Here is an 11505-nt window from a genome sequence, read left to right on the forward strand (position 1 = left end):
TCCCTCTCATCAGCCGATCACGGACGAGCCGAGTAGGGCGAGGACGGCGAGCGCCATCAGTGCGGTGCCGAGCCAGCCGAGCGCGATCAGCCATGAGCGGGCCTTGAAGCGGCCCATGATCGTACTGCTCGAGACGATCAGCATCATCATCGCCATGATCGGGACGGCGACGATACCGTTGAGCACCGCGCTCCACACCAGCATGTGTATCGAGTCGATCCCGGTGAAGCCGAGGCCGAAACCGATGATGGTTGCGGCCGCGATGATAGTATAGAAGCCGACCGCCTTCTCGGGTTTCGCCTCCAGCGTGGCGCGCCAGCCGAAGATCTCGGCGACGCCGTAAGCCGCCGAGCCCGCCAGCACCGGGATCGCCAAGAGCCCCGTGCCGATGATGCCGAGCGCGAACAGCGCGAAGGTGAAGTCGCCGGCGAGCGGCCGCAGCGCTTCGGCGGCCTCCGTCGCCGAATGGATCTTGGTCACGCCGTTGGCATTCAGCACAGCTGCGGTGGTCAGGATGATGAAGAAGGCGATGCCGTTGGACAGCAGCATGCCGGAGATGGTGTCGGCCCGGATGCGCGCGAGCACGGGATCGCCGCCGCTCGGCAGATCGCGCAGCGGCCTGTCGTGCTTGCCCTGGTTCATCTCCTCGACCTCCTGCGAGGCCTGCCAGAAGAACAAATAAGGGCTGATGGTGGTGCCGAGCACGGCGACGACCATCAGAAAATAGTCGGCGCTGACATTCGCCTTGGGCCACACCGCGGCGAGCAGCGCCGTGCTCCACGGGATCTGCACGGTGAAGGCGGTGGCGACATAGGCAAACAGCGCCAGCGTGAGGAATTTCAGCACCGGCGAATAGCGGCGATAGGGCAGGAAGACCTCGAGCAGGGTCGAGCCGGCCGCGAAGATCAGCGCGTGTTCGTGCTGGAGCCCGCCGATCACGAGCGCCAGCGCCTCCGCCATCGCGGCGATATCGGCCGCGATGTTGAACGTGTTGGCGACGACGAGCATGGACACGAGCGCGAGCACCGCCCAGCGCGGCGCCAGCTGCATGACGTTGGCGGCGAGCCCCTTGCCGGTGACCCGGCCGATCCGGGCGCTGACGAGTTGAATCGCGATCATGAACGGCGTGGTCAGAAACACCGTCCAGAGCAGCCCGTAGCCGAATTGCGCGCCGGCCTGCGAATAGGTGGCGATGCCCGACGGATCGTCGTCGGCAGCCCCGGTGATCAGGCCCGGCCCCAGCCTTTTCAGCAGCACCGGCACGGACTTGGTCGAGGTGTCGACGCTGCCATGCTCGGCGGGGCGGTGTTTCGATCCGGTCGACAGGGGCAGGCCTTCCGCAATTTCGAAGTCAACGATTAAGGCCGATTATAGCCGGAAAGTTCCCGCAGAGGGGTCGTGTGGATTTGATTCTGATAATACGAATTTTCTTTTGACTCGTCGGGCAAAACAGGCGTAGAGTGCCATCATCGCAGAAATAGCCGATGCCCGCGCCGCCCCCGGCCGCGGGCTGTCTGTTGCGGCGCGATGTCTTGTGTTCGCCTGGCCCGCTCGCAGGTCCGGAAGCCAAGTCGTGGCCTGGTGCTATTTGATGCTGACGAACATGCCCCAGGCTGCGGCCAGCGCTGCGCCCGCGAAGACGAGCACCGGATTGTCGCAGAACGCGCTGCCATAGCGGCACACGTCTGCGCCGAACTGGCCGAGCTCGTGGCGGCCCGCGGAGTAGAACAGTCCCGACAGCCCCAGCAATGCAGCGGCGACGTAATACATCGGTGGTCTTTCCGAATCTGTCCCGATTGCGTCGTCAGCAACGGGAGCAAAGCGACATGTCCCAGCATGGCGCGAAGAGCTTTCATTCCGCCAAATCCGATGTGCTGGATTTAGATAAAGTTTGACGGGAGTGCCAATTTCTCCCGACGTGGCTTGGGACATTGACTCATTGGCGCAGGCGTTGGGACGCTATCCGCCTCAAACCAGACCTACTATGCTCACCTTGAGTTTTGCCGAATTTGACCGATTCTGTTGAAAAAGGCCGGCAGTATTTCGTTGTAGTAGCTCCGTCGCAACGTCGCCGAACTGCTCTACCGACCTATGCGAGGCTCGGGGTGGGCATCCGGATCAGCTTGGCCATCTTTCGAAGGTTTTGGGCGGTGGCTGCGAGGATGAACTCGTCACGCGCGCCGTTTGGACCTCGTAAACGCAAACGGTCGAGCTTGAGAATGCGCGTAACGGTGGCGGTGCGCTTTGAGAGATGCCTACCATGGGATGCAGCCAAGGCAAACCCGTCCTTAAGCGTGAGGGCGGCCGCCGGCGAGATGGAGATCGCCGCAAGTAGACGCGACCTGCATAGCGCCATCGCATGTGCAGGGTCCGAACGCGACGGCCTGGCTCCGCCGAGCAAGCTCGCTGATGGCATGGGAAGGATCTCGATGCGCAAGCGTCGGGATTTCTCGCCTATGTCCTCTGCTCTAACCTTCACCATCAAGCAAGGCCGGGAGAGATCGAGAGGAAGTAAGTAGAGAGCTTGGAATGAACAGAAGGTGGGGGTACCAAAAAGTCTATAACCTTCTCTCCGGGACCGGTCTTCCTGGTTCGTGCGCAAAATTCCGGAATTAAATACAAAAGCCACCGGCCTGGGACGCAGGTGCGGCGAGCTATGACCCAAAGCGACATTGAGCTCATAGCGAAGTTCCACACGCACAATAGAAGTTGCACACGTCCAGCAGGTTTATAAGAAAAAGCCGGAAGATCTTCCTGGATTTTGTGCTGCCAAGCAGCCAGCCGAAAGGAATATCCTGAAGAGTTGGCAAGCCCTGGTGCTCCCATGGAAGGTTGAGCCGATTCAGAGGAATTCGTTCCATGGACGAAGATATCCTACACAAATTGGAGGGGCGCCTCGGACCGCTCCATGCGAGACAGCGATTGGCTATCGAGACGGTTCATGAGGCGCAGATCTTCGGCCACGGCCTTCTCTCCTTTCACATAGAGAACTGGTATCCGGTCCACTCTGTCGTCCGAAATGCACTCAAGCTGACTGGTCTCTACTGGCGCGGACGCCGAAATACAGAAAGCATTCTCGTCAAACGGAATGACGTTGTGTTCAAGGAGCTGCCACAGCTTTTCGACGGCTTCACCATACTCCACCTTAGCGACATGCACGTGGATATGAATGAAGCTGCCATGCAGCGCCTTATCGAACTCGTCGGCGACATGCGCTACGATCTATGTGTCCTAACCGGGGACTATCGGGGGAAGAATCTTGGACCGTTTGAGGCTACCTTGAACGGCGTTGCACGTGTGCGAGCTCATCTAAAGGAGCCCGTTTATGGGGTTCTAGGCGACCACGATACCATCCAAATGGTTCCGGGGCTGGAAGCCATGGGAATACATATACTGCTTAACGAGAGCGAGGTGATCGTGCGCGGCGATCAGCAAATCTATCTAGCCGGAATCGATGACGCTCATTGCTTCAAGGCCGACGATATCGAAAAGGCTGCGTTGCAGATACCGTTTGGCGAGTTCTCCATCTTACTGTCACACACACCGGAGGTCTATCATCCGGCGGCTCATGCCGGTTTTAATTTGTTGCTGAGCGGGCATACGCACGGCGGGCAGATCTGTCTGCCAGGATCTATTCCGATCATACTTGATGCAGTATTGCCTCGACAGATGGGCGCAGGAGCTTGGCGGTATCATGACATGGCCGGCTACACCTCTGTCGGTGCTGGATCGAGCGTCGTTCCTGTTCGCCTCAACTGTCCACCAGAAATCACCCTGCACTGCCTTCGTTCGGGCTAACGGCGGGCTAATATGGTTCGTCGCGCAGGTGGACCCGGAATAGAAAACGAGACAGAATTACCGCGCCAATAAAAAAGATCCCGACGCCAAGCGCGACGTCTGCGATCGTCAATGAAAGTGCGCCGCGGCATGCCAGCATCGGAAATACGGATTCGGGAATCTGATCGAGCCCGAGTACCTGACTGCTAGGCGGAGAGTTTAGGCGGCGCTTCACGAAGCTGGAGAACAAATCGCCCGCCATAGCCGCAACCGCCACGATTGCACCAATCGTCAGATCCAGACCAATAAGTGGGGCGCTTGCTGTCGTCACGAGGAAAGAAATCAAGATACCGCGGATGGTCTTCGATGGCCCAAACAACGGCCGCCCATCAAAAAATATGGTGCCGGCATCCAGCGGAAAGGAAAAACGTGAGCCAAAAATCTTCTTCGCAACGATCGGTGTGCCGTTCGCCAACGTCATTAAAACCAACAATTGCAGAATATGCACAAGTTGCATTTCTTCAGCTTAGCTTATAGTTGCATCCGCCAGGGTCGGGCTGATTCTGGCCTCATGGGAATACGCTATATCTACCCGAAGGCCGATCAAGGGGGCTAGCTGGTGGACGAAGACATTCTGCGCAAACTCGAGATCCGTCTCGGGCCGCTCCACGCCCGGCAGCGATTGGGGATTGAGCGAGATCATGAAGCGCAGGTGTTTGGCCAGGGCCTCACATTCTTTCACCTCGAAAACTCATCCTGGGCCGAGTGGATCATTCGAAATGTTCTGCGGGCAACGGGGCTTTATTGGCGTGCGCGCCAGAATGCAGAACGCATTCTTGTCAGGCGGAATGACTTGAGGTTCGAGAAATTACCGCCCCTCTTTGAGGGCTTCACCATTCTCCACATTAGCGACCTTCACGTGGATATGAATGAAGTTGCCATGAACAGACTTATCGAGCTCGTTAGCAGCATGCAGTATGATGTGTGTGTCCTGACTGGCGATTATCGGGGTCGGACTTTTGGGCCCTTCCAGCCCGCGCTGGATGGTGTCGCGCGATTGGGAAATCATCTGAAACAGCCAATCTACGCCGTGCTCGGCAACCACGATACGATTCAGATGGTTCCGGGGCTCGAAGCCATGGGCATTCGCGTGCTGCTCAATGAATGCGAAACAATCGTTCGTAGGGACCAACGGATCTATCTGGCGGGAATCGACGATGCACATTTCTACAGAGTGGATAACATCGAAAAAGCCGCTCTCTCGATACCCCGCGGTCAATTCTCGATCTTGTTGTCTCACACACCGGAGGTTTATCGCCAGGCTGCCCATGCCAATTTTGATCTCATGCTGAGCGGACACACCCACGGCGGTCAGATTTGTCTCCCCGGATCCATTCCAATCAAGCTCGAGGCGGTGCTGCCAAGACGGATGGGGGCGGGGCCTTGGCAATACGGCGATATGACCGGCTATACTTCCGTTGGTGCGGGCTCGAGCGTCGTTCCCGTGCGCCTCAATTGCCCGCCGGAAATAACCTTGCACCATCTACGTCGCACCTGACGCTCACCTAAGACGGTTCATCACGTACATGAGCCTAAAACAAGAGTCGGGGAGAGAAGTAGCTCGCCGAAGCGAAAACACCTCAACACCCGAGGCAGCTTTCGGCAACCGGCTTTCCTTCTAAACTCGCCGATGGCATCGGTGAGAGAGGAAACCGAACTGCCCTCGATTCTCAAAAGGCGGATGCAGAAATGGCGCGAGCTGGACGAGTCGCCGTCCATTGTTCCCAGCGGAAACGAGCGGTTCTCGTAACCAACACGCGACTGCTCGCACAGATCAGCTAAAATGGAAGTGAGTATTACCTCGCCAGCAAGCGCGATTGTGATCGATGCGCACTGAAGTCCCCGTGTTGCCCCAAGCAGCCTTCGCCGAGGGTGCCGCGCTCAATCTATGTGAGCGCTCGGGACATGGTGCGCCAGATCGCAAGGTCGTGGGAAGGAGGCACCTCGCGACAAGTGAAGGTCTCGGCCTAACACCGCTTGGAACTGAAACATTCCCGAGATCGGGGGGTTGGCTATTGGGCTTCGGGGCTTCGCAACGTGCGAGGCGCGCCATGACCCCTCTTCCGGTGGGTGATGTGTTTCTCACGGTCGCAATCATGGCCGTGACCTTCGCGGCCGAGATCGGCCTTTTCATCTTGATCGGGATGTTCTGAATGGTGCACTCATCCCTTGATAGGACACCTCGCGCCGGAAAGGACGCCTTAATTCCGGCTCAAATTTCTCAAAGTCCCCGGCAAGCATCGGCCCCGTTCGGCGTCATGCTCAATTGCGGAGCGCGCGATGGACGACAATGAGCAACAGCAAGAGCTTCAAGACCAGATCATGGGCTACCGCATGATGGAGCGTGACATCACTGATCCGCTCGCACTTGGCCTCCTGCACGACATCGTCGCAGAATTAGAAGCGGCGCTGCGGTCTGCTAACGAATAGCGAACCCCCGCGATGTGCATCTTCCTGAAACGTTGTCGCAGCCGTTTACTGCTAGATCGCCCGGCAGTGCGCCTTGGCTCTAAAAGCAGGGCTGCGGGGGCGCTTAGTTATGAGGGTGGGCGATGGCGGAGGACAAAAACATGCAGTTGCCCGAGCAAACGACGCACGACACGCAACGCCGATGCCCCGCTTGTGCAGTTATTCCAACATTGCTCCACTCAATCGCCGATCCGCACAGCGGTCGGATGATCCGCGTGTTCCGGTGCCGATGTGGTGAGCTCATCTGGGACGATTAGCTGCCACGAGCTCGATTGGGACCCCTAAGGCGACCACCCTCGAAATGGGAAAGGCAGCGCGCGCCGCTGATGTCGAAGGTCAATTCTCAACAAGCTTGATAGTCGAGAGTGGCTATCTTCCATAATGACCTTTGATCGAAATGCGAAGCCCACGCAGTTCATCTCGCCAAACGTTCTCGACGGTGCGTGCCTTTCCATCGGTAAGGACGACGGCTTTGCCGATCAATTCGGCTTGCGCCCACCGTACTCATTCAAAATTCTTGGCGCACGGCGTTTCACCGATGGCATTGCTCGTCCACGTTCGGCGACCCATCGTAACCGGCATGAGGCCTCCACCTCGTCATCGCGCGGTTCGCCTGGGATACAGCCTGGCATGAGGTGATGGGTGGAGGTGAAGCGATGGTAAATGCCATGCTTGATGCCAGGCAGGAAGGCGACTCTTATCGTCGCGTCGAGGTGATCACTGGGGAGCGCCGGCGGCGACGGTGGACGAGCGAGGAGAAGGCCCGGATCGCTGCGGAGAGCTTTGACGAGGGTGCGAACATCTCCGAGGTGGCGCGGCGCAATGGCGTTTCCCGCGGACTGCTCACGGTGTGGCGACGCCAGGTAGCGGCGGCGGTAGCCGGCAAAGCCCAGAACTTCGTGCCGATCCAAATTGGTGCCGAGAGCGATGGCGGGAGAGCTGGCGAGTCCGAGTGTATTTCGCCGGTACAGATGAAGCCCTTGGAGATTGCCGCGCCGCCGGCCAAGGTCTGTGGAGTGGTCGAGATCGAGATGAACGGGGCGCGCATCCGGGTCGAGCCGGGCGTGGAGCTGGCGACGCTTGCGACGGTGCTGGCCGCGCTTCGAGGGATCCGGTGATCGCGCTACGGTCTGACCTCAAGGTGGTGCTGGCGGCCCAGCCGGTCGACTTTCGCAAGTCGGTGCACACACTGTCGGCGCTGGTGAGCGAAGCACTGCGCGCGAACCCGTACTGCGGCGACGTCTTCGTGTTTCGCAGCAAGCGCATGGACAGAGTGAAGCTTCTGGCGTGGGACGGCAGCGGCATGGTGTTGGTAACGAAGTGGTTGCACCAAGGACGTTTCACCTGGCCGCCGATCCGCGACGGCGTTGTGCATCTCAGTGCGACGCAGCTTGCGATGCTGCTCGACGGGCTCGAGTGGACGCGTGTGTCGCCTAAGCCTGTGAAGCAGCCGACCGTTGTCGGCTGAGGGGTGAGGATTTCGCTGGAGCCTGTGGCGCGCGGACGTATCGTCTGGTCATGGCGATTCGCCCCGATGCTCTCCCGACCGATCCGTCAGCTCTGACCGAGATGGTGCTCGCGCTTGACGCAGAGAACGAGAAGCTGCGTGTGGCGATGCAGACGCTCAAGGAGATGATCTTCGGGAAGCGCTCGGAGCGACTTGCGGTGCTCGTGGACGAGCAACTCGCGCTTGAGCTGGGCGATCTCGAGACCGACGCCACGTTGCTTGTGCAGGCCAACGACGATGCGCCTGCGGCGAAGCCGCCCGGCAAGGTGCGCAAGAAGGCGCGCCGCAACATCGGCGCACTTCCAAAGCACCTGCCGCGCTGCGAGCAGGTGCTGGAGCCAGAGGCAACTGCGTGCCCGTGCTGCCAGGGTCAGCTCCACAAGATCGGCGAGGACGTCAGCGAGGTGCTGGACATCATCCCGGCGATCCTGCGGGTGCTGCGCACGATCCGTCCCAAATATGGCTGCCGCAGCTGCACCGATGGTGTGGTCCAAGCGAAGGTGCTGCCGCGCCTGATCGAGAGCGGCATGGCCTCGACCGCACTCGTGAGCCACGTGGTGGTCTCGAAGTTCGCCTGGTATCTGCCGCTGTACCGACAGGTGCAAATTCTGGCCGGCCAGGGTGTCCATCTCGACCGGGCGACGCTCGCCGGCTGGGTGAAGCGTGCGGCCTGGTGGCTCAGGAGCCTCTATGAGCTCCAGCTGCGCACGATCCAGGCCGCGTCGCGCGTGTTCTGCGACGAGACGCCGATGCCGGTGCTCGATCCCGGACGACATCGCACCCGCATCTGCCAGTTCTGGGCGCATGCGATGGATGACCGGCCATGGGGCGGCCCCGCGCCGCCGGCGGTCGCCTACGTGTTCGCCGACGGCCGCGGCACGGAGGAGATCGCCGGACAATTGACGGGGTTTTCCGGCATTCTGCAGGTGGATGGTTATGCCGCCTACAAAGCGCTCGCCGGCGGTCATGGCGGCGCGATCCAGCTCGCCTTTTGTCTCGCCCATGCCCGCCGCAAATTTGTGGAGGTCTACAAGACGACGCAGTCGCCGTTCGCGCGTGAGGTGATCGAACGGCTGCAGGCGGTCTATGCGCTCGAGGCGGAGATCCGCGGCAGCAGCGCCGAGCAGCGGCTGGCCGCCCGCCGCACCAGGGCCGTTCCGTTGATGGCGGCGCTCAGGGAGCGATTGACCGAGATGGTCGACCAGCTCTTCTCCCAGTCGAAGCTGACGGAGGCCATCAACTACGCGCTCAACCACTGGGACGGGTTGACGTTGTTTCTCCGCGACGGCCGTGTCGAGGTCGACAGCAATACGGTCGAGCGTTCCATGCGCCCGATTGCGATGGGGAGGCGCAACTCGTTGTTCAGCGGCAGCGAAGGCGGTGCCGAGAGCTGGGCGATCGTGGCGTCGCTCGTGAACACGGCAAAGCTCCATGAGCTCGATCCCCAGGGCTACCTGACCGACGTGCTGGAGCGCATCGTCTCCGGGCGCACCAAGAGCCATCAGCTCCACGAGCTGCTTGCCTGGAACTGGAAGGCTGCCCGCCAGTGCACTGCGCAGGCAGCCGCGTGAGCCCACGTCGCCATAAAGAATCGTCGTCGATGGCCGCCGCCGCGATGCCGCTTACGGACCTCGAGCGATGGCTCCAGGCTCGCGTCGATCGGCATCCCGCCGCCACCAATCTCCCCATGCTCGACGGTTACGTCGCCGCGATCGTGGCCGGACCGGTGACGATGAGCCCGCTCGACTGGATCTGCCCGCTGCTCGCCATCGATGCCGACGCTTTCAACCACGGCGGCACCCCGGAGTTTGCTGCGATCTCCGCCGTCGCGCTGCGCCATAACGAGATCAGCCAGATCCTTTCGACCGCGCCTGCCCAGTTCGCCCCGATGCACCGGCGCAAAATCAATGGCGACGTCGATCCGCGTCCCTGGTGCCAGGGCTTCCATGCCGCGATGCGGCTCAGGCTGTCGGCGTGGGCACCGTTGCTGGACACCAGCAATGTCAATCACGGCCTGCTACTGCCCATTCTGTTGCACTGTCGCGACGATCAGGGGCGGCCGATGCTTGGACCACCCCGAAGCGGCCGCGAGACCGCCGACTTTCTGCGTAACGCCCACGCCGATATTCCAGCGGTCGTCGAGGCCATGCGCCAATATTGGATGCCGATCCGCTACCCACGCGCCCGCTGATCACCACAGACGTGGGAGCTCATGCCGGTTACGACCCATCTGCGGCTCAACGGCGAGATTTGTTCCCATGCTCGCTCCCGGGGACGATTGACGGTGAGCGCTCCTCCAATTTCCGGAGCCGTTCGATCTGCGTTTTGAGCCTCTCCGGTTGGTCCGGCTCAGGCTTTAGCGCCGCACGCAATTTCTCGCCGATTTCTTTGGCAGTTGCTCGGCTGTGTTTCTGGTCTATGTCGATGCGGCGGGGCACAACGGACCTCCGTGCCTACCCCTTTCTCGCAGCTTCTCCGCCTGCGAGCACGGCTGCCCTCCACTAGTGGAACCGGAGACCGCCGTTTTTGGCTATCTGCGCGAGCGCTTGCATTGAGCATAGCGGGCCGGTGGCCCCGACCTTTGGCTATCCCGCGACATGCGCCGAGCTAGAATCGGCGAGCGACGGTCTCGTGTTCTGCCAAAGCCTTGGCAGGCGCTTCGTTCCTTTGGGATCGCGACGCCGGGCCTCCATTCGAACGAGGAAACGAACAGCACCCGGAACGATTTCTAGGAGCACCCGGTTAGTTCTTGGCTATGAAGGGAGGGACAAGATGAGAACCGAATATCTCGCTGCGGTTGCAATAGCTGTTCTTGTCGCCTGTGCCGGGCTGGCTGTCAGTTCTCTCGGCCCGCTGCCTTCCGAAAAGCAGTCCACGCCGAACATGCAAGTGGCAGACCGACTAGCTGCCTCGGTCGACCCATTCTTGCTTCGGTCTGGTGGCTAACAGACGACGTTGCAGCCAACGGTGCTTGCATCCACTGGTAAGTTGTTTCGCGCTGTAGTTGGAAATTTATTCGCAGAGCAGCGCTCTTAAGTTGTTTGACGAAGTTCTGTTGAAACAGAAGGCTGCTATAATCTATTTTAGGTAATCAGCCCTGTTCCTTTTTGCACCGACAAGCCAGCCAATCGTTCTTTGAGTTTTTTGAATTGGCTCAGCCTGTAAATGGGCTCACATCGGACAGCCATCGCCGGGGCCACGATTATCCGAAATCCGTGTTGGAAATCTAGTGGTGCTCTAACGATGGGGGTATCCATGCCCGCCATATTCGACCTGCTTTACCGCGAATACTGCCGCGCCCGCCTCGCTGAAATGCGGAATCAGGTTCTGATCTCGCGTGAAACTCCTCAAGTCCTACAATCCGATTATGATCCCGTTGATCACAGTAGCGTTGGTAGGACGGACACGCAGCACGAATTCAGCTACGGCGCGCCGAATTGAAGCGGCCGCAAGACATGGGGCTCTCGTCGACGAGGCGCAATAACGAACCAAGCGGCGATGGCTCGGGATACCCATTTGCGTACGAACTAAGATTGTAACTGCGCAGTTACTTCATCTCGGTTGTGAGGGCTCAACTCATGACGAAACACTTTTCGAAGCGCATTATGATCGATGTGCTTGTAGTCGCCATATCTTTGATGACAATCACGATTGCAGCGACATCGTTGGGCGAGCCCATTGTTGCAGGGATT

General features: G+C 59.9%; 10 protein-coding genes and 1 pseudogene. 7 read left to right on the plus strand and 4 right to left on the minus strand.

Annotated elements, in window-relative coordinates; all coding sequences use genetic code 11:
* Positions 1-9: 9 nt before the first annotated feature.
* From BLV07_RS39465 to BLV07_RS46945, 3 genes and pseudogenes are all read right to left on the minus strand, one after another.
* Positions 10-1257, minus strand: coding sequence for an NRAMP family divalent metal transporter (locus BLV07_RS39465; protein ID WP_176946064.1), 1248 nt, complete (start codon positions 1255-1257; stop codon positions 10-12).
* A gap of 327 nt (positions 1258-1584) precedes the next feature.
* The gene (locus tag BLV07_RS39470; RefSeq protein WP_091897192.1) at positions 1585-1770 is read right to left on the minus strand and encodes a hypothetical protein; all 186 of its coding nucleotides are present in this window, start codon (positions 1768-1770) and stop codon (positions 1585-1587) included.
* A 319-nt stretch (positions 1771-2089) separates the two neighbouring features.
* Positions 2090-2236: pseudogene (locus BLV07_RS46945) on the minus strand (IS5/IS1182 family transposase); the annotation flags it as partial.
* A 623-nt stretch (positions 2237-2859) separates the two neighbouring features.
* Between BLV07_RS46945 and BLV07_RS39480 the strand changes: the two are divergent.
* On the plus strand, positions 2860-3798 hold the full coding sequence (locus BLV07_RS39480; protein WP_091897196.1) for a metallophosphoesterase: 939 nt from the start codon (positions 2860-2862) through the stop codon (positions 3796-3798).
* Between the two features lie 7 nt (positions 3799-3805).
* On the opposite strand, the gene BLV07_RS39485 is transcribed toward BLV07_RS39480, so the two are convergent.
* Positions 3806-4294 carry a CDP-archaeol synthase gene (locus BLV07_RS39485; RefSeq protein ID WP_091897198.1) on the minus strand — a complete coding sequence of 163 codons (489 nt, stop codon included), beginning with the start codon at positions 4292-4294 and terminating at the stop codon, positions 3806-3808.
* A gap of 102 nt (positions 4295-4396) precedes the next feature.
* On the opposite strand from BLV07_RS39485, the gene BLV07_RS39490 reads away from it, so the two are divergent.
* From BLV07_RS39490 to BLV07_RS39515, 6 genes are all read left to right on the plus strand, one after another.
* Positions 4397-5335 (plus strand): metallophosphoesterase, encoded by a 939-nt coding sequence (locus BLV07_RS39490; protein WP_091897200.1) that lies wholly within the window; start codon positions 4397-4399, stop codon positions 5333-5335.
* Between the two features lie 782 nt (positions 5336-6117).
* Positions 6118-6267 (plus strand): hypothetical protein, encoded by a 150-nt coding sequence (locus BLV07_RS48080; RefSeq protein WP_176946063.1) that lies wholly within the window; start codon positions 6118-6120, stop codon positions 6265-6267.
* Positions 6268-6962: 695 nt separating this feature from the next.
* Complete coding sequence (gene tnpA / locus BLV07_RS39500; protein ID WP_244551370.1) at positions 6963-7424, plus strand: IS66-like element accessory protein TnpA; 462 nt, start codon at positions 6963-6965, stop codon at positions 7422-7424.
* A complete protein-coding gene (tnpB, locus tag BLV07_RS39505) occupies positions 7421-7774 on the plus strand; it encodes an IS66 family insertion sequence element accessory protein TnpB (protein WP_091897204.1) in 354 nt (117 codons plus the stop codon). Before tnpA ends, tnpB begins: the two co-directional genes overlap by 4 nt.
* A gap of 50 nt (positions 7775-7824) precedes the next feature.
* Positions 7825-9384, plus strand: a complete 1560-nt coding sequence (tnpC, locus tag BLV07_RS39510) for an IS66 family transposase (protein ID WP_091897207.1) — start codon at positions 7825-7827, stop codon at positions 9382-9384.
* Positions 9385-9413: 29 nt separating this feature from the next.
* Positions 9414-10004, plus strand: coding sequence for a UPF0149 family protein (locus tag BLV07_RS39515; RefSeq protein WP_091897210.1), 591 nt, complete (start codon positions 9414-9416; stop codon positions 10002-10004).
* The last annotated feature ends 1501 nt before the right edge of the window (positions 10005-11505 follow it).

It is taken from the genome of Bradyrhizobium sp. Rc2d (assembly GCF_900099855.1).
Lineage (GTDB): Bacteria > Pseudomonadota > Alphaproteobacteria > Rhizobiales > Xanthobacteraceae > Bradyrhizobium.

Excerpts from the sequence above, each read along its gene's own strand:
- BLV07_RS39470 (WP_091897192.1), bottom strand. The coding sequence starts at position 1,770 with ATGTATTACGTCGCCGCTGCATTGCTGGGGCTGTCGGGACTGTTCTAC.
- BLV07_RS39480 (WP_091897196.1), top strand. The coding sequence starts at position 2,860 with ATGGACGAAGATATCCTACACAAATTGGAGGGGCGCCTCGGACCGCTC.
- BLV07_RS39485 (WP_091897198.1), bottom strand. The coding sequence starts at position 4,294 with ATGCAACTTGTGCATATTCTGCAATTGTTGGTTTTAATGACGTTGGCG.
- BLV07_RS48080 (WP_176946063.1), top strand. The coding sequence starts at position 6,118 with ATGGACGACAATGAGCAACAGCAAGAGCTTCAAGACCAGATCATGGGC.
- tnpA (WP_244551370.1), top strand. The coding sequence starts at position 6,963 with ATGGTAAATGCCATGCTTGATGCCAGGCAGGAAGGCGACTCTTATCGT.
- tnpC (WP_091897207.1), top strand. The coding sequence starts at position 7,825 with ATGGCGATTCGCCCCGATGCTCTCCCGACCGATCCGTCAGCTCTGACC.
- BLV07_RS39515 (WP_091897210.1), top strand. The coding sequence starts at position 9,414 with ATGGCCGCCGCCGCGATGCCGCTTACGGACCTCGAGCGATGGCTCCAG.